This window comes from Pseudomonas shiyinii (assembly GCF_056725765.1).
This window is the reverse complement of record NZ_CM161522.1, coordinates 1,428,927-1,451,555: the sequence shown is the minus strand read 5'-3', so window position 1 is coordinate 1,451,555 and position 22,629 is coordinate 1,428,927. Positions and strand designations below refer to the sequence as shown.

Genomic DNA, 22,629 nt, shown 5'->3' with positions numbered 1-22,629 from the left:
AGGCCGCTCCTGCATGGGCTTACGTGCCCTGTTGCAGGAGCGGCCTTGTGCCGCAAAAGGGCTGCGAAGCAGTTGCAACAGCCCCTGTGGTATCTATCTAACCCAACCGCACTCCCCCACCTCACTAGGCTCGCTGTTCCTTCCTCCCGAGGTCCAGCCATGAGCACTTCCCATCTCGCGTTCATCCACACCCGAATGCCCAGCTGGCTGAAAGCAGCCACACCGGCACAACGCCAACAACTGGAACAACTGATCCGCGACAGTCATCGCGCCACCCGACAAGTCCAACAGGTACTGGCCCAGGTGCAGCCGATCGAGGCGTTCTGCCGCCCGCTGCTGGACGACGCGATGAACCACTGGTTCGACGACCGGGAGCTGCCCACCGTCGACCAGGGGTGGCTACGCAACGGCAGCGAAAAAGGCGGCCGATCCTGGCTGGAGGCCGCTCTACAGAACTTCGACAGCGATGCGCAGGTCGAGCTGTACTTTTCCAGCACCGACCAGCCCCCCATGCAGCTTGACAGCGCCCGCTTCGTGAAAGGCGTCCGTAATCTCGACTTGGGACAGCGATACCGCAATCACCTCTTGGACCATATCGCCACGGCAGACTTCCGCCAGCTGCTGCGCGAGCAAGACCGTGCAGCGTTCGCCGCCGATGTGGCCCACGCCGAACTGCAGGGCCACATCGATGCCCACGGCCGCGCGCTGGCGGACGCTGCCCTGGCAGGCACCCCGTTCCTGCTCGATGAGGATGGCAAACCCGCCCCGCTCGAGTGCAGCTACCTGAACCTGTTCGACATACCGCTCAATGGGCCGCTGCTTATCCGCCGCGAACCACTGGACGACATCGAGCCCTGCCTGCTCTACCTGCCAGGGCATCCACGCCAACCGCTGCGTCAATACGCATCGCTGAAGGTCGCTGGTAAAGCCCTGACCCGACTGCTCTGGAAAGACAGCGAACGGGCGTTCTTCAACCGTTACGCAAGCCATACCCAACGCCCCGCACTCGTGTCTCGGTTGCGCAAGACGCTGTATCCCTACTACCCCTACGCCACTTTGCAGACCACCACGCCGGTGATCGAGGAAGGCGACTCGTTCAGCTGGATCAAGCGCATGTTCCCAAGCCCGCACGATCTATGGCAGGCGACATTGGACAAGAATGCACGACTTGCCTTGGCGCTTACACGCTGGCCGGATGACTGTTTCGCGGCGCGCGCTCGCCTTCATGTTCAACGCCTGCTGGCCGATGCAGCCGCCATCGCAGTGCCGGTTGCGCAACGAGATGCCGCCGCCCAGCTCGAACACCTCGAACAGTGGCTAAGCGTGGGTTTGTCGGTATTGAATGTGGCCGGGTTCTTCGTGCCGGGGCTTGGCGAGCTCATGCTGGTGGTCGGTGGCGCACAGCTGGTCGACGAGTTCCTCGAAGGGGTGCATACCGCCAATGAGGGTGACGCAGATGCCGCCATCGGGCATCTGTTCGAGGTCTTCGAGAACCTGGCCCAAGTGGCGGCACTGGGAGCCGCAGTCCACTTCAGCCTGCCGCAAGGCGCCCTGCACGATTGGTACAGAATCGGGCACGGCGACGAGCAACGCCTCTGGCACGGCGATCTCGCCCCCTTCGCCAAGGCCCGCCCAGAGCAGGCCACGCCACGCAATGGGCTATATACCTGGCAAGACCGTCAATGGCTGACGCGGGAAGCGCAAAGCTTCCCGATCGAGTCGGCAGCCGATGGCCAGTGGCGCTTGTCCCGGGCACCCAGGCACCGCCACCAACCCCGGTTGCGAGGTGCCAGTGAGGGCCCCTGGGCGCTGGATCATGAACGCCCCCTGGCCTGGCCAAGCGACCAATTGCTCAGGCGCCTAGGCCCGGTCGGAGCGGGCCTGGACGGGCGCATCCTGGCCCAGGCCCTGCGCAGCAGTGGCTACGACGACGCAGCCCTGCGCCGGGTCTTCGTCGACCGTCTACCGTTGCCCGCCCTGTTGCTCGACAGCCTCGAGGCTTTCGGCGCCGACATCCCGCCGCCGGCCAGTCGCCCCGCAGATGCGCTGCTGGCGCGGGACTTCCCGACGCTGAGCCGACACGCGCGGCGTGAAATTCTCGACCAGGCGCACTCGCGCGACCTGCGAGCACTGCAACGCACCGGCCGCCTGCCGCTTTCGATGGGCGAAACCGCGCGATTATACTTGCGCGACACCCGTATCAATCGTGCCTTGGCCGGCTTCTATCGAGCCAACGGCGCGATGGCCGACCGAGACACCCTGGCCCTGGCCGCACTCCAGCGCCTGGCCGGCTGGACCGGAGAAACCCGCCTGCAATTGCGGGCGGGACGGTTGACGGGCCACCTGCTGGGCGAGACGGGCCAAGCAGGTACCTCGACCAAGACGATACTGCGCCTGGACAACGGCTATCAGCCCCTGGACTCGTCTGGCCAGACCCTGTCCAGTCCGGCAAGCCTCTTCCAAAGCATCCTCCAGGCCCTGCCCGACAGTGAACGCGACGCGCTCGGCCTGAATATCCATGAGCCCGACAAGCTGCGCGAGCGATTGCTCGAATGCGTGCTCGAAGATCGCGAACAGGCCGCCCATGACTTGGGCCTGGCCCCGGTACGTCCAATGTACCGCCTCCCGACACGATTGCCCGGCGACCGACGTATCGGTTATCCATTGAGCGGCCGAGGCCACGGCTTGCAGACACCCGACGAAATGTTCGACCAGCTGTTTCCCGCCAACATGGACAACGACCGGAACGCCCTGAGAGCCCGCCTGCGCCAGCAGGCCGGCGATGCGCCCGGCGCCTTCAGCCGCCTCATGCACGAACTGCAACAACAGTACCGCCAGCTCGACAGCACATTGCAAGCCTGGGTCCAGGACACACAAGGGTTGGTGGCCGACGAGCTGGAGCAACGTCGCGCTGCACGCCAAGCCCTGGCCGAACGCGTCCGACAGGCATGGCGCCGGGAGAACAACGACCCCGACGGCAGCTTGGACCGGGTGATTCTCAGCATCCATGGCGACCATATCGGCGCCCTGCCAACGCTCGATGTGCAGCTGCCATACGTCCGCCAGCTCACCGTCACAGGCCTGTGGCAGGCAAGCAACGAGGGCCTCGGCGCCTTCTTGGCAGCCTTTCCAGGCGTGCGGGAACTGGAGCTTACCGAGAATGGCCTGGCCGTGCTCCCTGCCCAACTGGGCGAGTTGACCGAACTGACCTCGCTGGACCTGTCGGAAAACAACCTGGACATGAACAGCGAATCCAACCTGGCGACCTTGTGCAGCCTGACGCGATTGCGCACCCTCAATCTCACCGCTGCGGTTGCGGACCTGCCGGTCGCAGCCCTGGAGCGGATGGCGCAACTCCCGGAGCTGAGCGGGCTGCAAGCTGAAACGAACGAACTTTTTCTCGAGGAGCAACACTTCCAGGCGCTGCAGCGCTGGCCTGCCTTGGCCGAGCTGAGCCTGGGCCAGAACGACATCACCCTGACTCCGGCCTCTCGCGCCGCACTGGCAGGCCTCGACCGTCTACGTATTTTGTTCCTGCATGACAACCCATTGGACCTGGCGCCCGACCTCACCGGCTGGACGCGACTGGAACGGCTCGACCTGGAGCAGACCGGCATCGCCCAATGGCCGAACGGCCTGACCGACCTCATGAACCAACAGCCCCTGGCATTGCGTGCGGTAGACCTGAGCAGCAACCAGCTGCGCCATGTGCCTGACCTGCGCGATACCGCGTTCGTTGCACGCGTCAGGGCGGGCGATGGCGACGTCTACTATTCCTTCCAGAACAACCCACTCGACGCACAAGCGTTGCAGAGCCTGAATGACGCGGGGCTCCCCACCCAAGCGCAAGCGTATGCGGCGGGCTGGCTCGCCGATTTTCCACAACCGTTGCGCGATCACATTTCTGAAACCTTCGGTACACCTGAATGGCAACCGCTGTACGAGCTGTTCAACCGTATGGAGGATACCCAGCAATACCACAGCAGCCCGGACGCCATGCGCCGGCGCATGCAGGCCGTGCTCGAGCAACTGACCAAGCCCGGCCAGGCAGGCGCCGACGAGCGTTGGGGGCGCGCCCAGGTGCAACAACACATCATTGATGTGCTCAACGAGGCCGCCCAAGGTTGCGTCGACCAGACCACCCTGCTGTTTCAGCAGGTCGAGGTCGAAGTGCTGGTGTGGCAGCAGGTCCTGCTGGCCACTGCGGACCAGAACAGCGAATCGGTGGCCGTGACGGTCGTCAGCTCGCTGTTTCGCCAGCGCCTGCTCGATGAGCGCATCGCCGCCCTCTATGACGCACGCGTCGCCAGGCGCCGGGCACTGATAAGCGGTACGTCCGCCGACGAAGCGCCAGCGCTGCACCCCGAGGACGATATCAGCGACGAGCTGCTCGGCGAGCCAACATTCTTGCTCGATGAGATGGAGATGGCCCTGCACGCGCGCATGCGGCTGATACAGCGCCTGGGGTTGCCACCGCAACCCAGCGAGATCAGTTTCGACTATCTCGCCCGCTTGAGCCCAGCCACCCTGGAACGACTGGCCCTGGGCGTCGAAGGCCTTGCCAGCCAGCCGGCCGTCGTGGAATGGGCCATCGAGCAACCATTCTGGGAAACCTGGATACGCCGCCTGCGCCCTGAGGCATTTACCGAGCTCGGCAATACTTGGAACGGCGCCAGCGTCTATTTCGACACGTTCAGCGAAGCGGGCGACTTGAGCGCCTACGACGGCCCTGCGGTGCCGCAGGCGTATATCGATGCCCTGGAGAAGGAACGGCCCGATATCGCCTGGCGACGCGATGGCGTGCTTCAACGAATCGACCTGGTTTCCGACCGCTATCGCGATGAAAACGCGCTTTATCGCAGGGCCGGTGAACTGCTGTTGCAGACGCGCAACGAAGCCGACGCCAACCTGGTTAAACAGCTCACCGAGAGCATGACCGAGACCTATCTGTCGCGCCAGTGAGATACCCGCCTGGGTTTACCCGCGAAGCGACACGCGGCATGCACCGGCGCTGCCGGTGTTCGCGGGTTAACCCACGCCCACAAAGTCGTTTGAAGTCATTGGGTTAAATGGCTCCTCAGGCGCGAGCTGCGGCGAGGTGGAGGTTGCCGCCCCAGCTGGTCAGACCGGTAAGGCCAAAATTGCTTGCAAAAGGTAAAAAATCGCGGTTCTATGATCGGGCGCTGAACAAACCGGTAAGACCACAATAATTAAGTCCTGCGCTCTTTCGCCGTCGCCGGCACCGAAGCAAGGACACCGACCAGAGATCCCTCCCATGCTCAAATGGTGCTCGCGTTCGATCTTCCTCCAAGTGGTGCTGGGCCTTGCCCTCGGCATCGCCTGCGGCCTCAGCTTCCCCGAAGTGTCTCTGCAGCTCAAACCCCTGGGTGACGGGTTCATCAAGCTGATCAAGATGCTCATCGGCCTGATCGTGTTCTGTGTGGTGGTCAGTGGCATTTCCGGTGCCGGCGACCTGAAGAAAGTCGGGCGCATCGGCCTGAAGTCCGTGATCTACTTCGAAATCCTGACCACCATCGCACTGGTGATCGGCCTGGTATTCGCCTTCACCAGCGGTATCGGCAGCGGCGCCAACATCCACCTGGACCAGCTTTCCAGCGCCGATGCCAGCAGCCTGGCCGAGCGCGGCCAACATATCCACGGTGCCACGGCATTCTTCATGGACCTGATCCCTACCTCGGTGATCGGGGCCTTTGCCGACAACAATATCCTCCAAGTCCTGCTGTTCTCGGTGCTGTTCGGCAGCGCCCTGAACCTGGTGGGCGAGTCGGCGTCCGGCATCTCGCGGCTGATCAACGAGCTCAGCCACGTGGTGTTCCGCATCATGGGCATGATCGTGCGCCTGGCACCGCTGGGCGTGTTCGGCGCCATCGCCTTCACCACCAGCAAATATGGCCTGGAGTCGCTGCAGCACCTGGGCGGCCTGGTGGCGCTCTTCTACCTGACCTGTGCAGGCTTCGTGCTGATCATCCTTGGCACCGTCATGCGCCTGTCGGGCCTGAAACTGCTGCCGTTCATCAAGTACCTGCGTGAAGAACTGACTATCGTCCTGGGCACCGCCTCCTCCGACGCCGTGCTGCCGCAGATCATGCGCAAGCTCGAGCACCTGGGCATCGGCAGCTCCACCGTAGGCCTGGTGATCCCCACCGGTTATTCCTTCAACCTCGATGGCTTCTCGATCTACCTGACCCTGGCCATCGTGTTCATCGCCAATGCCACCGGCACGCCGCTGGCCATGACCGACCTGCTGACCATCCTGCTGGTGTCGCTGGTGACCTCCAAGGGTGCCCATGGCATCCCAGGCTCTGCCCTGGTGATCCTCGCCGCCACCCTGACGGCGGTACCGGCCATCCCGGTGGTAGGCCTGGTGCTGGTGCTGGCAGTGGACTGGTTCATGGGCATCGGCCGGGCATTGACCAACTTGATCGGCAACTGCGTCGCCACCGTGGCCATTGCCCGCTGGGAGCGGGATATCGACATGGAGCGGGCGAATAACGTGCTGTCCGGCAAGCCTGGTTTCACCAGCACGCCGCGCAAGCAACCCCCACAGGCCCACCAGCAGGAATTCTGAACACCCCGCGGCCGGCGCAATGCGTCGGCCGCGCTGCAGTAATTTGTAACCATGGAGCGAACCGTGATCAGCTCATCAACCGTCGTCAACTCAGTGGTGGAGAAACTCCGCCAGGCCCTGGCCAGCGGCCAGTGGCGCAGCGGCGAAATGCTGCCCGGCCAGCGCGAGCTGGCGGAACAACTTGGAATCAGCCGCCCCAGCCTGCGCGAAGCGGTGACCGTGCTGGAAACCCTGGGCCTGGTGCGCTCGATGCCGGGCAAGGGCGTGCTGGTGCTCGACATCGAGGCCGCGGCCCAGGAACCGGTCGTCGAAACCGTCGCCGCGGCCAGCCTGGCTGACGTGCTGGAGCTGCGTTATACCCTGGAGCCTTTCATCGTCGGGCTGGTCGCCCAATCGGCCAACAGCCAGGACATCGGCCAACTGCGCCTGACCCTGATGGACATGCGCGAAGCCCTGGAGGCCGGCGACAGCGAGGCCGGGGTCAATGCCTATATCGCCTTCCATGAAGCGCTGTTCGGCCTGACCACCAACCCGATCTTCCAGAGCGTGGTGCAACAGACCGGCAATGCGCTCAAGCAGAGCACCGAGATGCTGCGCAATTCGCCCGAACACCTGGCCGCTCGGCTTAAGGAAAACGAAGCGGTGGTTCGCGCCATCCGCGACAAGAACAGCGCCCAGGCCAGTGCCCAGATGCGCCGGCATATCCTCGAGGAAGGCCAGCGCATGGGCATCGAACTGAACATTCCCGATGAGCATTCGGGTCAATGACCCAAGGAGCGCGACCATGACCGCCTGTGCCCACGCCTCCCCTCGCCTGCCAGCCCTGCTCGCCAACGGCGAGACCCGCCTTTCGGCCGAGCAGATCTACCCACGCCTGTTCGATGCCATTCTCGAACAACGACTGCCCCCGGGCAGCGCCCTGCCCGAGCAGGCCCTGGGCAATGCCTTCGGCGTCAGCCGCACGGTGATCCGCCGGGTCCTTGGGCGCCTGTCCGACCAGCAGGTGGTGGTGCAACGGCCCAGCCACACTGCACACCTTGCCACCCCGGACCCACAACAGGCGCGCCAGGTGCTCAGTGCCCGCCGCCTGGCCGAGACCACGCTGATCAGCCTGGCCACCCAACGCGCGCGCCCGGCGCAGATCCGCCAATTGCGCCAATTGGTCGAGCGCGAGCGCCTTCACCATGAGCGTGGCGAGCGCTGCACGGCGATCCGCCTGGGTGGCGAGTTCCACCTCAAGCTCGCGCAGATGGCCGCCAACGCGCCCCTGGCCCGCTTCCTCAACGGCCTGGTGCCGATGACCTCGCTCATCATCGCCCGCTACGAATCGCCCTGCTGCGACCACTGCGCCTGGCAGGAGCACGCGGCGATCATCGATGCCGTGGAAAAGGGTGACGTGAACGCGGCGCTGGCACTGATGCATGACCATCTGGATCATCTGGAAGCCAAGCTGGACCTGGATCAAGGCACAGGCGCATAAGGCACTGTGGAACGGGTTTACCCGAGAGCTCCGCGTGACGTTCTTCGCGGATAAACCCGCTCGCACAGCATCGCGAACATCATGCCTATACTCGGATAACCATCTCCTCCCTACCCAGGAAGGCCAGCCGCGTGAACCGGCGCATCCTGCTTCTGCTGCTCTGCCTGTTGCTGGCCCTGGCCGGGTGCGCCGGCAAGCGCCCGCCTGCCCCGCCGCCACCGGCGGTACTCACCCCGGCCATCTGGCAGCGCCTCGATCAGGACCTGATCGAGGCATCGGTAGCCGCCACCGGCTCGGCCAACGACTACGCCCGACGCTCCATGCGGGTATGGAAGGACCAGGTGCAACAGCGCACCGAAAGCGACTTCATCCCCTGGTTCACCGGCTACTGGACCCAGCAATGGCTGACGCTCAAGGTCGCCTGGTACAAGATGAACAGCGGCGATGGCGCCGAGCCGCCCGAACGGCGCCTGGCGCTGTACCTGCAAGAGCAGTATCACCGGCGGGTGATCGAACCTGTGGCCGAGCAGATCAACCCCGAGGGCATCCGTGACCGCGCCAGCGAACTGTACCTGCAACTGTTCGGCCAGCAGCTGCCTGCTATCATCCAGCGCTACAACGCCCCACCCGACCAGGTCAGCCAGCGCCTCAACCGCATCAGGATCATCGCCCTTGGCCCGCCAGCGGCACGGGACGCCACGCTCTATCAACTGCTCAGGGCCAAGTCCCTCGACCAGCAACCGGCCTGGCAGGCCTTGCGCCAGCACCTGCACCAGCAGGCCGCCAAAGCCCCTGGGCAGACCCAGGCCGGGCTATCGTCGGTGGCCAACCGGGCCAGTGAAAAACTCGGTGCCACCCTGGCGCCACGCGGCATCGCCAGTGCTGTCGCCGCAGCGGTGGGCAAGGCGGCCGGTACGCTGATTTCAGTCGCGGTGGCAGGGTATGGCATGGTCACCCATGATCAGGAACACCCACAGATGGTCGAGCAACTGCGGGTGATCCTCAACGTGGCGCTGAACGAAGAATGGCGGGACCTGATGGAGAACCGCCAGAGCGGTGCGATGTCCGGTGTCTACTACCTGTCAGGGCAGGTCGAGGACAGCCTGTTGGGCAGCCAGCCAAAGCCCGGGAAGCAGGTGCAGGAGCCGCTGTTGATTCGCTTGCCGCCTTGACGCCATCGCGGGGCAAGCCCCCACAGGTACTGCACCAGCCCTTCAGGCAGTTGCCAGCGCCGATGTCGGCAACCCAAAGATCCGGTCGAACGCCCAGTTGTAGACGAAGGTGTAGCACGGCACCAGGATGATGAACGCCAGGTCCACCAGGAACGCCTCCACCAAGGTCATGTCCAGCCACCAGGCGATCAGCGGGATCAGGTACACCACCAATGTCAGCTGGAAGCCGATGGCATGCCCGATGCGCCGGGCCACACTGCGGCCACGCTTGGTCTGGCGGCTTTCCCACCATTCGAACAGGCTGTTATAGATCAGGTTCCAGAGCATGGCGATGGTGGTGATCATCACCGCCAGCGGCCCGGTATGGGAGGCTTGTGTATCGGACAGGTAGGCCAGACCCAGGGTCGACATGCACAGGCCGATCAGTTCATAGAAGGTCACGTAGACCAGTTTGCGTTTGAGTCCTTGCACAGCGTCATCTCTGGATGTGTTTTACGAAGGCGGCCAGGATGAATCAATCTTCTTGACAGAAAAAGTCGGCACCTTTCAGATTTACTGATAGGAGGCCGCCCATGAATTTTTCCAGCGACAATATCCAGCTGTTTCTCGCCGTGCTTGACCGCGGCTCGTTTTCCGCGGCTGCCCGGGCGCTGCGGCGCGTCCCTTCGGCAGTGAGCATGGCCATCGCCAACCTCGAGGCAGAGCTGGGCTACCCGCTGTTCGAGCGCGGCCCACGCGAGGCGCGCCCCACCGCCCAGGCCCGCGCCTTGGAGCCCCATGCCCGGTTGATCGCCGAGCAGCTGGGCCTGCTGCAGGTGCATGCGCTGGAACTGTCCCAAGGCCTGGAAAGCCGCCTGGCCATCGCCGTGGTGCCGGATATCGACCAGACCCCACTGCTCGCCGCCATTGCCGTGCTCGGCGAACGCCACCCACTGCTGGATATCGAGCTGCTCAGTGCCCCCCAGGAAGAAGCCCTGCAATTGCTCGACAGCGGTCGGGTCAGCCTGTGCCTGGCCTTCGCGGGTTTGCATGTGGACCCTCGGCGCAGCTTCCAGCACATCGCCATGGAGTCGCTGGTAGCCACCCTTTCACCGCATCATCCGGCATTGGGGAGCGGGCGCATTCATTACCTGGAGGACCTGTTCAACGTGCGCCAGGTTCTGGTCCGCAGCATCGAGCTGCCGCTTTCCGACCCGCGTCCGCTGGTGGCTGCGACCCATTGGTGCAGCAACAGCCTGGACCTGGCCTTGCAGATGGTCGAAGCCGGCCTGGGCTGGGGCAACTTTCCCTTGTCCCGAGTGGCGCCGCTGATCGCCGCCGGACGCCTGGTGCGCCTGGATTTTCGCAACACCCAGAACGCCCTGGAGCTGCCCGTGCATGCCTTCTGGCTCAAGCAGCAGCCCCTGCACCTGGCGGCCCGGACCTTGGTGGAGCTGCTGGCAGCCCACCACGCCTAGTTCTTCAATATTTCAAAGGCCCGGCCGATAACGTGGTGACAGGTGTCGCCCTGCGTGCCACGAGCGCGCGGCGTCCTCCCCTCACCGGCCCAAGGTCTCGAAACATGAACCTGAAATTCCGCCACAAGATCCTGCTCAGTGCCTGCGGCGTCGTTGTCCTGGCATTCGCCTTGTTCACCCTCTACAACGACTACCTGCAGCGCACCACCACGCGCCAGAACATCGAATCCTCCGTACGCCAGGCAGGGGCGCAGACCGCCGGCAGCGTGCAGAACTGGATGAGCGGGCGCATCCTGGTGCTCGAGAACCTGGCCCAGGACATCGCCCAGCAAGGTGCCGGTGAGACCCTGCCCGGGCTGGTCGACCAGCCGTCGTACACCAACAACTTCCAGTTCACCTATTTCGGCCAGAACAACGGCGTGTTCACCCAGCGACCGGACGCCAAGATGCCCGACGGCTACGACCCACGCCAGCGGCCCTGGTACACCGCCGCCGTAACGGCCGACAAGACCTTGCTGACCCCACCCTACCAGGCGTCGGTGGGCGGCCTGGTGGTGACCATCGCCATCCCGGTCAAGGCCAAGACCAACGGCGAACTGCTCGGCGTGGTCGGCGGCGACCTGAGCCTCAATACCCTGGTGGACATCATCAATGCCGTGGACTTCGGCGGCATCGGCCATGCCTTCCTCGCCGACCGCAACGGCCAGGTGATCGTCAGCCCCGACCAGGACCAGGTGATGAAGAACCTCAAGGACATCTACCCCGATGCCGCCTTGAAGGTCGAGCCGGGCATGCAGGACGTCACCTTGAATGGCCAGGACCGCATCATTTCCTTCGCCCCCGTGCAGGGCCTGCCCTCGGCCCAGTGGTACATCGGCCTGTCCATCGACAAGGACAAGGCCTACGCAGGCCTGAGCCAGTTCCGCACCTCGGCGATCATCGCCATGCTCATCGCCGTGGCCGCCATCGCCGGCCTGCTGGGCCTGCTGATCCCGGTGCTGATGCGCCCGCTGACTACCATGGGCCGCGCCATGCAGGACATCGCCGAGGGCGAAGGCGACCTGACCCGCCGCCTGGCGGTGCAGCACAAGGACGAGTTCGGCGAACTGGCCACCTCGTTCAACCGCTTCGTCGAGCGTATTCACGCCTCGATCAGCGAGGTGTCCTCGGCCACCCGCCTGGTGCATGACCTGTCGGAGAAGGTGGTCCACGCCTCCAACGCCTCGATCATCGGCTCCGAGGAGCAGAGCATGCGCACCAACAGCGTCGCCGCGGCGATCAACCAGCTGGGCGCGGCCACCCAGGAGATCGCCCGCAACGCCGCCGATGCCTCGCAGCACGCCAGCGGCGCCAGCGACCAGGCCAACGACGGCCGTCAGGTGGTGGACGATGCGATCAACGCCATGACCGCGCTGTCGCAGAAGATCAGCGAGTCGTGCGAGCAGATCGAGGCGCTCAACGCCAGCACCGACGAGATCGGCAAGATCCTCGACGTGATCAAGGGCATCTCCCAGCAGACCAACCTGCTGGCGCTCAACGCCGCCATCGAGGCGGCTCGTGCCGGCGAGGCCGGGCGTGGATTCGCGGTGGTGGCCGACGAGGTGCGCAACCTGGCCCACCGTACCCAGGAGTCGGCCGAAGAGATCCACCGCATGATCACCGGCCTGCAGGTGGGCTCGCGCGAGGCGGTGTACACCATGAACGAAAGCCAGGTGTCCAGCGAGCAGACCGTGCAGGTGGCCAACCAGGCCGGCGAGCGGCTGGCCAGCGTGACCCAGCGCATCGGCGAGATCGACGGCATGAACCAGTCGGTGGCCACCGCCACCGAGGAGCAGAGCGCGGTGGTCGAGAGCCTGAACCTGGACATCACCCAGATCAACAGCCTCAACCAGCAAGGGGTGGAGAACCTCAATGAAACCCTGCGCCATTGCGATGCCCTGAGCCAGCAGGCGGGGCGTCTGAAACAGCTGGTGGGCAGCTTCAGGATCTGAGGCGGCCCTATCGCCGGCAAGCCGGCTCCCACCAGTCCTGCGCTGTTTTCAGAGACATCGCCAGACCTGTGGGAGCCGGCTTGCCGGCGATAGGCTGCGCAGCAGCCATAAAACCCGCCACATCAATGGTACCAGGCAGACACAACGTGGCCTGGTTCGCGGCTGCTGCGCAGCCGATCGCGGGGCAAGCCCGCTCCTACAAGCGATTGGGCTGCAAGGCAGCCCCCTCGCTCAGGCCACTGCCACCTTCCGGACCTTGCCCCGCCGCAGCCACCCCAGCAACACCGCCACCATCAGCACGAAGCCCAGGTAACCGAAGAACGGATACACCTCCCCCACCAGGCTGATGAACCCAACCAGACTGCAGACGAACGCCACCACACCGGTCACCACCGACCCCCAGCGGAACTGCCGGGTCCCCGCCGGCAGCAAGCGTGACAGAAAGGAAAACAGCGTCCCCACCGCCGTATTGATGATCATCCCGAAGATGATCAGGCACATCACCACGCCCAGCAGCGGCGACACTTCATTGGCGATCGACAGCATCGGCATGGGCAGCTCGGCCACGCTGTCCAACCGCGACAACAGCCCCGCGCTCATCACCAGCATCAGCCCCCCCAGCGCCGCGCCACCGATCAGGCCGCCCCACACAGCCGTTCTCTCGCCCTTGGCCGAACCGCCAAGAATGGCCAGGATCGGCGCACCGGCCACGATGTTGTACGACACATACAGGAACGCGCCGAGCAGCCAGTGGCGAGTACCGGCCTCCTGCTGGCTGGCCAGCTGGTCGAGTTCGGCGAAGCTCTGCCCGCGGCTCGCCACGGCATACAGCGCGATGGCCGAGGCCACCAGGATCAATATCGGCGTGACGGCACCGATGGCGACGATCACCTTCTGCACATCCAGGCATACGATAGCCACCACCATCACCGTCACCAGCACACTACCAGCCAGCGCCGGCACACCGAACTGCTGCTCCAGCAACGCACCGCCGCCAGCGAGCATCACCACGGTGACAGCGAACATGAAGAAGGTGATCAACCAGTCGACGAACAGGCCCAGGTGACGGCCGCAGATGGCCTGGATCACGTCCTTGTGCGACGTGGCGTGCTGGCGGTTGCCCAAGCCCGCCAGGGCCATGCCCAGGAAGGTGAACAGCGCGGCGCTGACCAGGGCACCGACCAGGCCCCAGACACCGAAATCGACGAAGAACAGCAACAGCTCCCGCCCGGACGCAAAGCCCGCCCCCACGATCACGCCGACGAAAGCCCCGGCGATCTTCAGCTGCTCTTTCATGTGCACCTCTGGATTATTGTTGTTTTAAGCCATGCCACCGCCCCCACCGTGTGGGAGCGGCAATTTCGCGTCAGTCGTGCCCAACGAACGCCTGCACCTCGATTTCCACGTCCACATCCAGAGCCAGTGCCGAGGCCACCGTCGAACGCACCGGCAACGCCTCACCGAAGAATGCCTTGTAGACCTCGTTGAAACCGGCGAAATGGACCATGTCCGACAGCCAGACCGTGACCTTCACCACCTGGTCGAAACGCGCACCGCACGCTGCCAGGCTTTCGCCGATGCGCTCGCAGGCCGCCCGGGTTTGCGCCTGGATGTCACCGCGTACCACTTCGCCGGATGCACTCATCGGTACCTGGCCGGACAGGAACAGGAAGCCGCCCGCCTTCACCGCCCGGGAGAACGGGAACGGCAGGCTGCTGGGGAAACGCTGGATGTCATTGCTCATGGGTAATACCTCTCAAGGTTGCAGCAAACGTGCTGGGGACAATTGTTCAGGGGACACGCCCTGGGCCGTCAGGCTCGGGCACAGCGGCTGGCCAAGCAGCAGGTCCGCGGCCAGGCGCGATGCCCCGGCGGCGGACTGGATGCCGTAGCCACCCTGGGCCGCCAGCCAGAAGAACATTGGCGTGCCCGGGTCGAACCCAATGACCAGGTCGCCATCGGCGACGAACGAGCGCAGCCCGGCCCAGCTGTGGCTCGGACGACGAATCTGCAAGGTGGTCATGGCTTCGATGTTGTAGATGCCCAGGGCCACATCCAGCTCCTCGGGTGCGGCATCCTGGGGCTCGACCGGGTCAGCATTGGCCGGAGAGCCGAGCAGTTGGCCGGCATCGGGCTTGAAATAGAAACTTTCATCCACGCCGATGACCGCGGGCCAGCGGCTGAAATCTTCCTCTGCCGGGCCCGGGAAGGTGAACGCACTGCGTCGGCACGGCTGCAGGCCGATCTTGGCCACACCGCATTGCTCGGCCACCTGGTCGGCCCAGGCGCCTGCGGCATTGACCAGCTGCCGTGCCTGTACATGGCTGCCATCGGCGAGAGACACCTGCCACAGGTCGTCCAGGTAATAAGCCTGGGTGAGTTCTGCGTTGCAGCGCAGCTCGCCGCCGGCGGCGCGGTAGCCGCGCAAGAAGCCTTGGTGCAGGGCATGCACGTCCAGGTCCATCGCCCCCTGCTCGTGCACTGCACCGCACAAGGCCTCGCTGCGCAGGCTGGGCACCAGGGCCAGGGCGGCGTCACGGTCGAGCAGGCGCACGTCGGTACCATTGGCCAGGTTCTGCGCATAGGTGGCCTCGAGCATGTCGCGCTGCTCGGTGTTGGCGACATACAGGCAGCCCCGCGGCTCCAGCAACGGATGCTCGCAGAAGCCTGCCGGCGGCTGCTCGTAGAAGGCACGGCTGGCGCGGGTCAGTGCCTGGATCTGCGGCGTGCCATAGGCCTCCATGAACATGGCCGCCGAACGCCCGGTCGAGTGGTAGCCAGGCTGGGCCTCGCGTTCGAGCATCAACACCTGGCGCTGCCCGGCCAGGCGGTAGCCCAGGGAAGCACCGGCGATGCCGGCGCCGATGATCAGGGTGTCGTAGATCTGAGCCATGCACGCTCCTGTCGCGCTAATTATCATTTATGAGAATTCTAATATATGAGAATTTCAGCTCGCGCAAGTGTCCAAGGTAAGATGCCCGACCAAACGCTGCCCAAGAGAGAGCCGATGCCCGACGACCGTACCCGCGCCAATGCCCAACCCGGAGCCCGGCCCCTGCTCGACCGAGCCGAGGTCGGCGCGCGCCTGCGCCAGGTGCGCAAGGCCCGGCAGATGACGCTCAAGGAGCTGTCCGCTCTCAGCGGCGTGCCGGTGTCGACCTTGTCGAAGATGGAACTGGCCCAGGTTTCGGTGAGCTACGAAAAACTGGCGGCCGCCGCGCGCGCCTTGAACGTGGACATTGCCCTGCTGTTTCGCGCCAGCGGGCCGGTGACCGCGCCCGTGCCGGTCACGGTGGTGGTCGATTCACTGCCTGATTCGGCCGGCTATTCCACCGGCACCTACGACTACCACCCGCTCGCCGGCGCCTTTCCCGAGCGCTGCATGACGCCCGCCTATGCTCGCATCATCGCCCGCGAACGCGGCCAGTTCGACGACTTCATCCGCCATCCCGGTCAGGAGTTCGCCCTGGTATTGAGCGGGCGCGTACGAATCCTGTTCGAGACCGGCGAGACGGTCAGCATCGGGCCGCAGGAAACCGCCTATTTCGAAAGCCAAGTGGGGCACATCTACCTGTCCGAAAGTGAAGATGGCGGGGATGCCCACGTCATGGTGGTGATGACCGACCGTTGAGGGCCGCTGAGCCTTGCCCCGCGAATGACAAGGGCTGCGCCCTGATCGCGGGACAAGCCCGCTCCCACAGGGATTTCGCAAGTCTTAAGAGCGGCGCAATCTCGGTGGGAGCTGGCGACAGCCTGCGATGGGCTGCAAAGCAGCCCCCAGCCCTCGAACTTACGGGGCCGCTTTGCGGCCCATCGCAGGCTCCGCCAGCTCCCACAGCTTCATCACCTTATCCATTCAGACGAAGACAGAAAGCATCCGGTTATAACCTAATAACGAACAAGTCTATTCGGTTATAAAAAAACCTTTATGCTGGCAGCCATCCGATCACGGGCAAGTTGGGCGTCGAGTAGCGTATGGATGTAGGTTCTTTCGGTTTCACCATCGCGGGGCTGGTTGTTGGGTTCATCGTCGGCATGACCGGCGTAGGCGGCGGCTCGCTCATGACCCCCATCCTGCTCTGGTTCGGCATCAACCCCGCCACCGCCGTGGGCACCGACCTGCTCTATGCCGCCATCACCAAGGCCAGTGGCGTCTGGGTGCACGGGCGTAACAAGAACGTCGACTGGAAGATCACCGGCCTGCTGAGCCTGGGCAGCGTGCCCGCAGCGGCATCGACCTTGTGGTTCCTCAGCACCCTGCACACCGATACCTCGGCGCTCAATGCGGTGATCAAACAGGGCCTGGCCGTGGTGCTGATCCTCACCGCCCTGGCGATCTTGTTCAAATCCCGCCTGCAGGCGTTTGCCAACCGCCACGCGGGCGACCACTATCATCTCAGCGACCGCACCCTGAACATCCTCACGGTGCTCACCGGTGTAATGCTCGGCGTAATGGTCACCCTGACCTCCATCGGCGCCGGCGCCCTGGGCACCGTGGCCCTGTTCCTGCTCTACCCGTTCCTGGTCACCCGTCGCCTGGTAGGCACCGAGATCGCCCATGCCGTGCCCCTGACCCTGGTGGCAGGCCTGGGCCACGCCGGCATGGGGAACATGGACTGGTCGTTGCTGGGCTACCTGTTGCTCGGCTCGCTGCCTGGGATCTACCTGGGCAGCCACCTCACCGGGCGCATCTCCGACCGCGTGCTGCGCCCTTGCCTGGCGACGATGCTGTTGCTGATCGGCTACAAGCTGGCGTTCTGAGCCGGGAGCGCTGCGCGCGCCGGGTCGCTCAGGCCAACCGCAACCGCCACTGCCCCGCCCGGCTCAAATGCAGCCGCGACAAAGGCAGCACATCGATACGCTGGAACCCCGCCAACGGGCTCTGCAGCACATGAACCAACGCCGCCCGTATCACCTGCGGATGGGTCACTGCCCACGTCTCCCCCGGCCTGTCGAATGCTTCCAGCCAAGCCGCAACCCGCTGGCAGAGCTGGGCGATGGACTCGCCGCCATGGGGTGCGCTGTGCGGGTCCTCGAGCCATTGCCCCAGCGCCTCAGGAGCCTCGGCCTGCAACGGCTTGAGCGCCAGCCCTTGCCAGGTGCCCATATCGCCGTCCGCCAGGGCTGGTTCGATGTCCGCTTTTGCCCCCAGGCCCAGGGCCGTCTGGCGCGCCCGTGGTTCAGGCGCGCTCAGGATGCGGATACCCGGCTCGGCTGCGGCAGGCCACTGGCCTACGGGCAGGATGGCCTCGTCGACAGTGGAGAAGCGTCCGACCTTTTGGCTCTGGGTCAAGGCATGGCAGATGAGGGTCAGGCGAACGGCTTTCACGGGTGGTCTCGTCGTTGAGCGGTGCTCAGAGTATCGACACCGTCCAGAGCGGCAGCAACCCCACCAACCCGATTGCCAGCCGCGGCCAGTACGGCAGCAGCAGCACCAGCACCACCGCCGCCAGCGAGATCATCCCGAACCAGGCCACCGGCCCCATGGCCCACCCCCAGGCTTCGGCACACAGCAGCAGGCTTACGACCAGCGCTGCCCAGCCGCCACCGCGCAATGCGCGGCGTAGCAGCAACGGACATGCGTTGCCCCAGACCTGCCTGTAGTGCCGCTCCAACCCTTGGCACAGGCCAACCATTCCTGCATAGGCCCACAACAAACCGCCCACCATCATCATCGTCATCCCCCGACCACCGCGCGCCGTGCTGTACGGCGCTTCACCGGCGCCCCATCGGCGCAGGCCACCCGCCAGGCCGCCACGGCCAGCCCCAGGCCCAACGCAAGGCCGGTGGCTTCGACCCCCAGCCGCAGGTTGCCGCCCGCACCACTGGCCGCGCCCAGCACGCCAAGCCCGGCGCACAGCAACGAGGCCAGCGCCAATTGCTCGACCCAGGCGCGCCTGGCGGGTCGCACGCCGGCGTGCAACAACGCCAGCAACCAACAGCCGAAGAACACCCGCACCTCCCAGGCTTCGCGGTGCGCCAACGCCATCGGCAGCAGCCGGCTGGCCCACAGCAGGCCGGCGCAGGCGAGTACCAGGCCACTGATGAACCCGACGTTGCACACCTCGGCCAGCCGGTACCAACGCTGCGGCCACACCTGGGCGGTCGTACTGGCGTATTTGCGCCCACGCTTGACGCAGAACAGCACCAGGCCGCTGGCGATCATCGCGCAACTCAGCAGCCCGCAGAGGAAATACAACCAACGCATGGGGTAGCCCCCGAACTGCGCAAAATGCAGGCCCGCCATCACCCGCTGGGTCAGCGGTGCCGGGCGCAGCTCGGGTACGTCGGCGAGCAGCTCGCCGGTGACGCCGTCGAAGACCATGGCGTGCCCCTTGGTCAAGGCGATGCGGTTGCCAAGCTCAGGGCGGACCTCGATGCGCGCCGCAGCCGTGTTGGGGTTACGGATGTTCACGCCACCGATGGGCCCCAGGCGGGCCTGGGCTTCGGCCAGCAAAGGCGCCACGTCGACCAGTACGCCAGGCTGCCGGGCCAACGAGCGCGGCTGCTCCAGCCGCGCGTTGCCTTGGGCCTGGAAATACGCCCGGGTGTCGCCGTCGAACAGTGCGTCGACCCCGGCCGGGATGTAGATGAGCATGAAGATCACCAGCCCGGTATAGGTGATCATCAGGTGGAACGGCAGCAATAGCACCGCGCTTGCATTGTGAAAGTCCAGCCAGGAGCGCTGCCCCTTGGCCGGGCGGAAGGTGAAGAACTCCTTGAAGATCTTCTTGTGGATCACGATGCCGGTGACCAGCGCCGCCAGCATCACCAAGGCCAGGGCGCCGACCACGAAAATGCCCCAGTTGCGTGGCAGGTCCAGGGTGAAATGGAAGCGGAAGAAGAAATTGCCACCGACACTGTCACGCACCTGGATCGGCTCGCCGGTTTGCGGGTCCAGTTGCACGCCGACGCCATGGCGACGGTCGCCGGTGGAAACCCGCAGCCCCGGCGAACGCTCGGTAGGCAGGCTGATGCCCCAGTTGTCGGCAGTGGGCTCATGGGCCTGCAGATAGGCGATGGCACGGTTGGCGGCGTCGGCCTGGGACACTTGCACGGCCGGGATCTCCGGCTGCATCCAATGGCTGAGCTCCTTGTCGAACACCGCCAGGGTACCGGTGACGAAGATGGCGAACAGCAACCAGCCGAAGATCAACCCGGCCCAGGTGTGCAACCAGGCCATCGATTGGGTGAAGCTGTTCTTCATGCCAACCACCTCATTGCCTGGGGCCAGAAGCCGGCCACGGCCAGCGGTACGGCGATGGCCAGGGGCAACCAGGCACGCAGGGGATCACGGCTGGCGAACGCCCAGAGAATGGCAGCGGTATAGCAGACGAAAGCGGGCAGCGTGGCGACGGTCACTGCGTCGGCCGGGGCCAGTGGCAACAGACGGGCCAGGCAGGCGGTGAAGGCGTAGGTGAAGGCATAGCCGCCGAACAATGCGGCGGCGCTGCGCGAGAGGATGGCCAGGCTGGTGGGGAGGATGCTCATCGTGGGCTCCTTGGGTACGGGGACTGCTGTGCAGCCCGCCCCACAGGTATTGCACAATCCCTGCAGGAGCGGGCTTGCCCCGCGATCGGGCCGCACCGCGGCCCCCTTTGCACATCAGAACGAAATATTCAACGCCGCGAACACCGCACGCCCCGGCTGGTTGTAGGTGTTGGCCCCCGAGCTGCTGGCGTTGCCGCCACGCAGGATCTGCTTGTCGAAGAGGTTGTTCACCCCTACCCGCACGTCATAGTTGGCGTTGAACTTATAGCCAGCACTCACATCCACCAAGCCATACGCCTCCACGTCCTGCTGAGCGGCTTTGTCGTAGTCCTGCTGGGTGCGGTAGTTGTAGGTCGGCGACTTCTGCTTGCCGAAATAGGTCCCGGACACCTGGAACGACAGCTTGTCGGTGGCACGCCAGTCGAGGGTGGTGTTGACGGTGTATTCAGGGATCACCGACAGCGGCTCGCCGGTTTCGCGGTTGTCGTTGTCGAGCATCCAGGTCAGGTTGGTGTTCCAGTCCAGGGTCGGGGTCAGCGCCATGAAGAAGTTGCCCTCGATGCCTTCGACCCGCGCCTTGCCGGCATTCTCCCACTGGGTCACGCGGCGCCCGCCATTGATGTCGTAGACCACATCGGTACCCCCGATGATCTTGTTCTTGTAGTCGTTACGGAAATAGGTCGCGCTGGTGCGCCAGGTGCCGCGGTCATACAGCAGGCCGATTTCCTTGTTGACGCTGATCTCTGGCTTGAGGTCAGCGTTGCCCTGCAGGTAGCAGCCGCCGTTGTTGGTCTGCTGCACACTGCAACCGTTGCCACGGCTGTAGAGCAGGTAACTGGGGTTGGACTGGTACAAGTTGGGCGTCTTGTAGGCACGGGCGATGCCGCCCTTGACGCTCAGGGCATCGGTGATCTTGTGCGACAGGTTCAGGCTCGGGCTGAAGTTGTCGCCGAAGGTCTCGTGGTGGTCGAAGCGCAGGCCCGGGGTGATGGTGGTATCGCCCACCACGATGTTGTCCTCGACGAACAGCGCGTAGCTGCGCGCGGTCATCTTGGTGTCGCTGCGGTCAAAGCCGATGATCGTGTCGTCACCGCCACCGGTGGGGTCGGAGCTTTGCGGGCGGAACGAGCCTTGATCGTTGAGCGACTCGTAGAGGTACTCGCCGCCCAGGGTCAGCACATGCTCGGTGCTGCCCAGGGCGAACGGCAGGTTCACTTCGCTGTTCAGGCGCGTGTTGCGCAGGCGCGACATCGCGGCCCCCTCGTCGTTCGGCGCGCCTTCGGTGCGCCCGGCCAGGCCTTCGTTCAACCGCCAGTTGCGCACGTATTCGTAGGCCAGCACGGTCTTGCTGGTGCCCCAGGTGAAGTCGCCCAGGTGGGTCAGGTCGTAGGTGCTGCGCTGCATGACGTTGGTTTCATGGCCATACAGGTCGGCGACGAATTCCGGGTCGCCGCCACCGTTGCTGTTCATGGTATCGCCGGCAAAGATGTTGCCCTGCCGGCTGTAGCCGGCGTTGAGTTCCAGGCGGTGCTCATCGTTGAGCTTCCAGCTCAACAGGCCGTTGATGTCTTTGTTGCGCACGCCCTCGCGACCGGCCACCAGGGCGCTATTGGCATGCCCGGCGTTGATGTCCAGGTCGTCGGCATCGGTCTTGGCCAGGCCGCCGTAGAGGCGAAAGCCCAGGTTCTCGGTCAGGCCACCGCTGAGGTTGAAGTTGGCCCGCCGGCTGGCCCCCTCGGCGCTGTCCTCGGGCAACTGGGTGAACAGGCTGACGCTGCCCTTGAGTTCGTCGGTAGGCCGCTTGGTGATGATGTTCACCACCCCACCCATGGCGCCGGAGCCGTAGCGCGCCGCAGCCGGGCCGCGCAGGATCTCGATACGCTCGACCGCCTCGGCCGGGACCCAGTTGGTCTCGCCGCGGGTATCGCGGTCGCCGTTCCAGCCGTAGCGTACCGAGTTGCGCGCGCTCGACGGCTTGCCGTCGATGAGAATGAGCGTGTTCTCCGGGCCCATGCCGCGCAGGTCGATCTGGCGGTTGTTGCCTCGCGCGCCGCTGGCGCTGTTGCCGGTCAGGTTGACCCCAGGTTCGCGGCGGATGAGTTCGGACAGGTCGTTGGCCGGCGGGTGACGCTTGATGTCCTCCTCGGTGATGATCGATGTGCCCAGGGCCTGGCGGGCTTCACGCTCGGCGGTAACCAGGGTGTCCTGGATCACCAGCGCGTTGCCATCGACCGGCACCTCCAGCACCCCGCTGGCCTGCGCCTGCTCGGCCTGGGCCGCAGTCGCCACCATGGCCGGCGACGTCAGGGCGACGAAGGCCAAGGCCAGGTTGTTGGATGAGGTTCTGGGTTGCATCGACAGATCTCCTGCGGTTCATGGGCAAAAGGCATAACCCGGCCCCCACACGATTACGGGGGCTGACAGGGATCGTGAATATAATGATTCTCAA

The 22,629-nt window shown here is 64.9% G+C and carries 18 protein-coding genes and 1 pseudogene; 10 read left to right on the top strand and 9 right to left on the bottom strand.

What is annotated here, in order from left to right; all coding sequences use genetic code 11:
* The first annotated feature begins 159 nt into the window (after positions 1-159).
* The 5 genes from ACXHGZ_RS06780 (at position 160) to ACXHGZ_RS06760 (ending at position 9,241) form a co-directional block, all read left to right on the top strand.
* Positions 160-4,962 carry a dermonecrotic toxin domain-containing protein gene (locus ACXHGZ_RS06780; protein WP_480462993.1) on the top strand — a complete coding sequence of 1,601 codons (4,803 nt, stop codon included), beginning with the start codon at positions 160-162 and terminating at the stop codon, positions 4,960-4,962.
* A 313-nt stretch (positions 4,963-5,275) separates the two neighbouring features.
* A complete protein-coding gene (locus ACXHGZ_RS06775; protein WP_084859354.1) occupies positions 5,276-6,589 on the top strand; it encodes a C4-dicarboxylate transporter DctA in 1,314 nt (437 codons plus the stop codon).
* Positions 6,590-6,652: 63 nt separating this feature from the next.
* Entirely contained in the window at positions 6,653-7,357 is a 705-nt protein-coding gene (locus tag ACXHGZ_RS06770) for a FadR/GntR family transcriptional regulator (protein WP_084859356.1), read from the top strand.
* A gap of 16 nt (positions 7,358-7,373) precedes the next feature.
* Positions 7,374-8,069, top strand: a complete 696-nt coding sequence (locus tag ACXHGZ_RS06765; protein ID WP_084859358.1) for a GntR family transcriptional regulator — start codon at positions 7,374-7,376, stop codon at positions 8,067-8,069.
* A 131-nt stretch (positions 8,070-8,200) separates the two neighbouring features.
* Positions 8,201-9,241, top strand: coding sequence for a hypothetical protein (locus tag ACXHGZ_RS06760; RefSeq protein WP_480462991.1), 1,041 nt, complete (start codon positions 8,201-8,203; stop codon positions 9,239-9,241).
* A gap of 42 nt (positions 9,242-9,283) precedes the next feature.
* Here the strand turns inward: ACXHGZ_RS06760 and ACXHGZ_RS06755 are convergent, their stop codons facing one another.
* On the bottom strand, positions 9,284-9,712 hold the full coding sequence (locus tag ACXHGZ_RS06755) for a PACE efflux transporter (protein ID WP_480462990.1): 429 nt from the start codon (positions 9,710-9,712) through the stop codon (positions 9,284-9,286).
* Positions 9,713-9,813: 101 nt separating this feature from the next.
* Here ACXHGZ_RS06755 and ACXHGZ_RS06750 point away from each other — a divergent pair, with 101 nt between their 5' ends.
* From ACXHGZ_RS06750 to ACXHGZ_RS06740, 3 genes and pseudogenes are all read left to right on the top strand, one after another.
* Positions 9,814-10,698 (top strand): LysR family transcriptional regulator, encoded by an 885-nt coding sequence (locus ACXHGZ_RS06750; RefSeq protein WP_480462989.1) that lies wholly within the window; start codon positions 9,814-9,816, stop codon positions 10,696-10,698.
* A 104-nt stretch (positions 10,699-10,802) separates the two neighbouring features.
* Positions 10,803-11,834: pseudogene (locus ACXHGZ_RS06745) on the top strand (HAMP domain-containing protein); the annotation flags it as partial.
* A gap of 114 nt (positions 11,835-11,948) precedes the next feature.
* Positions 11,949-12,689 carry a methyl-accepting chemotaxis protein gene (locus tag ACXHGZ_RS06740; protein ID WP_418889830.1) on the top strand — a complete coding sequence of 247 codons (741 nt, stop codon included), beginning with the start codon at positions 11,949-11,951 and terminating at the stop codon, positions 12,687-12,689.
* A gap of 231 nt (positions 12,690-12,920) precedes the next feature.
* Here the strand turns inward: ACXHGZ_RS06740 and ACXHGZ_RS06735 are convergent, their stop codons facing one another.
* The 3 genes from ACXHGZ_RS06735 to ACXHGZ_RS06725 all read right to left on the bottom strand — a co-directional run bounded on the left by ACXHGZ_RS06735 (position 12,921) and on the right by ACXHGZ_RS06725 (position 15,582).
* Positions 12,921-13,985: a YkvI family membrane protein gene (locus tag ACXHGZ_RS06735; RefSeq protein WP_480462988.1), complete on the bottom strand. Its 1,065-nt coding sequence runs from the start codon at positions 13,983-13,985 to the stop codon at positions 12,921-12,923.
* 70 nt (positions 13,986-14,055) lie between these two features.
* Positions 14,056-14,433 (bottom strand): RidA family protein, encoded by a 378-nt coding sequence (locus ACXHGZ_RS06730; RefSeq protein ID WP_480462986.1) that lies wholly within the window; start codon positions 14,431-14,433, stop codon positions 14,056-14,058.
* Positions 14,434-14,445: 12 nt separating this feature from the next.
* On the bottom strand, positions 14,446-15,582 hold the full coding sequence (locus ACXHGZ_RS06725) for an NAD(P)/FAD-dependent oxidoreductase (RefSeq protein WP_480462984.1): 1,137 nt from the start codon (positions 15,580-15,582) through the stop codon (positions 14,446-14,448).
* A gap of 114 nt (positions 15,583-15,696) precedes the next feature.
* On the opposite strand from ACXHGZ_RS06725, the gene ACXHGZ_RS06720 reads away from it, so the two are divergent.
* Positions 15,697-16,320 carry a helix-turn-helix domain-containing protein gene (locus ACXHGZ_RS06720; RefSeq protein WP_480462983.1) on the top strand — a complete coding sequence of 208 codons (624 nt, stop codon included), beginning with the start codon at positions 15,697-15,699 and terminating at the stop codon, positions 16,318-16,320.
* Positions 16,321-16,664: 344 nt separating this feature from the next.
* The gene (locus ACXHGZ_RS06715) at positions 16,665-17,450 is read left to right on the top strand and encodes a sulfite exporter TauE/SafE family protein (RefSeq protein ID WP_084858101.1); all 786 of its coding nucleotides are present in this window, start codon (positions 16,665-16,667) and stop codon (positions 17,448-17,450) included.
* A gap of 28 nt (positions 17,451-17,478) precedes the next feature.
* Here the strand turns inward: ACXHGZ_RS06715 and ACXHGZ_RS06710 are convergent, their stop codons facing one another.
* The 5 genes from ACXHGZ_RS06710 to ACXHGZ_RS06690 form a co-directional block, all read right to left on the bottom strand.
* Positions 17,479-18,018, bottom strand: coding sequence for a histidine phosphatase family protein (locus ACXHGZ_RS06710; RefSeq protein ID WP_480462982.1), 540 nt, complete (start codon positions 18,016-18,018; stop codon positions 17,479-17,481).
* 25 nt (positions 18,019-18,043) lie between these two features.
* On the bottom strand, positions 18,044-18,370 hold the full coding sequence (locus tag ACXHGZ_RS06705) for a DUF3325 domain-containing protein (RefSeq protein ID WP_480462981.1): 327 nt from the start codon (positions 18,368-18,370) through the stop codon (positions 18,044-18,046).
* Positions 18,367-19,896: a PepSY-associated TM helix domain-containing protein gene (locus ACXHGZ_RS06700; protein WP_480462980.1), complete on the bottom strand. Its 1,530-nt coding sequence runs from the start codon at positions 19,894-19,896 to the stop codon at positions 18,367-18,369. Before ACXHGZ_RS06700 ends, ACXHGZ_RS06705 begins: the two co-directional genes overlap by 4 nt.
* Positions 19,893-20,180 carry an iron transporter gene (locus ACXHGZ_RS06695; RefSeq protein ID WP_084858105.1) on the bottom strand — a complete coding sequence of 96 codons (288 nt, stop codon included), beginning with the start codon at positions 20,178-20,180 and terminating at the stop codon, positions 19,893-19,895. The genes ACXHGZ_RS06700 and ACXHGZ_RS06695 overlap by 4 nt, the downstream gene beginning before the upstream one ends.
* Before the next feature lie 114 nt (positions 20,181-20,294).
* Entirely contained in the window at positions 20,295-22,535 is a 2,241-nt protein-coding gene (locus ACXHGZ_RS06690) for a TonB-dependent siderophore receptor (protein WP_480462978.1), read from the bottom strand.
* Positions 22,536-22,629 lie beyond the last annotated feature (94 nt).

What these genes read in the sequence shown, in the direction of transcription:
- ACXHGZ_RS06780 (WP_480462993.1), top strand. Translation starts at nt 160, where the DNA reads ATGAGCACTTCCCATCTCGCGTTCATCCACACCCGAATGCCCAGCTGG.
- ACXHGZ_RS06775 (WP_084859354.1), top strand. Translation starts at nt 5,276, where the DNA reads ATGCTCAAATGGTGCTCGCGTTCGATCTTCCTCCAAGTGGTGCTGGGC.
- ACXHGZ_RS06765 (WP_084859358.1), top strand. Translation starts at nt 7,374, where the DNA reads ATGACCGCCTGTGCCCACGCCTCCCCTCGCCTGCCAGCCCTGCTCGCC.
- ACXHGZ_RS06750 (WP_480462989.1), top strand. Translation starts at nt 9,814, where the DNA reads ATGAATTTTTCCAGCGACAATATCCAGCTGTTTCTCGCCGTGCTTGAC.
- ACXHGZ_RS06740 (WP_418889830.1), top strand. Translation starts at nt 11,949, where the DNA reads ATGCGCACCAACAGCGTCGCCGCGGCGATCAACCAGCTGGGCGCGGCC.
- ACXHGZ_RS06735 (WP_480462988.1), bottom strand. Translation starts at nt 13,985, where the DNA reads ATGAAAGAGCAGCTGAAGATCGCCGGGGCTTTCGTCGGCGTGATCGTG.
- ACXHGZ_RS06730 (WP_480462986.1), bottom strand. Translation starts at nt 14,433, where the DNA reads ATGAGCAATGACATCCAGCGTTTCCCCAGCAGCCTGCCGTTCCCGTTC.
- ACXHGZ_RS06725 (WP_480462984.1), bottom strand. Translation starts at nt 15,582, where the DNA reads ATGGCTCAGATCTACGACACCCTGATCATCGGCGCCGGCATCGCCGGT.
- ACXHGZ_RS06720 (WP_480462983.1), top strand. Translation starts at nt 15,697, where the DNA reads ATGCCCGACGACCGTACCCGCGCCAATGCCCAACCCGGAGCCCGGCCC.
- ACXHGZ_RS06715 (WP_084858101.1), top strand. Translation starts at nt 16,665, where the DNA reads ATGGATGTAGGTTCTTTCGGTTTCACCATCGCGGGGCTGGTTGTTGGG.
- ACXHGZ_RS06705 (WP_480462981.1), bottom strand. Translation starts at nt 18,370, where the DNA reads ATGACGATGATGATGGTGGGCGGTTTGTTGTGGGCCTATGCAGGAATG.
- ACXHGZ_RS06700 (WP_480462980.1), bottom strand. Translation starts at nt 19,896, where the DNA reads ATGAAGAACAGCTTCACCCAATCGATGGCCTGGTTGCACACCTGGGCC.
- ACXHGZ_RS06695 (WP_084858105.1), bottom strand. Translation starts at nt 20,180, where the DNA reads ATGAGCATCCTCCCCACCAGCCTGGCCATCCTCTCGCGCAGCGCCGCC.
- ACXHGZ_RS06690 (WP_480462978.1), bottom strand. Translation starts at nt 22,535, where the DNA reads ATGCAACCCAGAACCTCATCCAACAACCTGGCCTTGGCCTTCGTCGCC.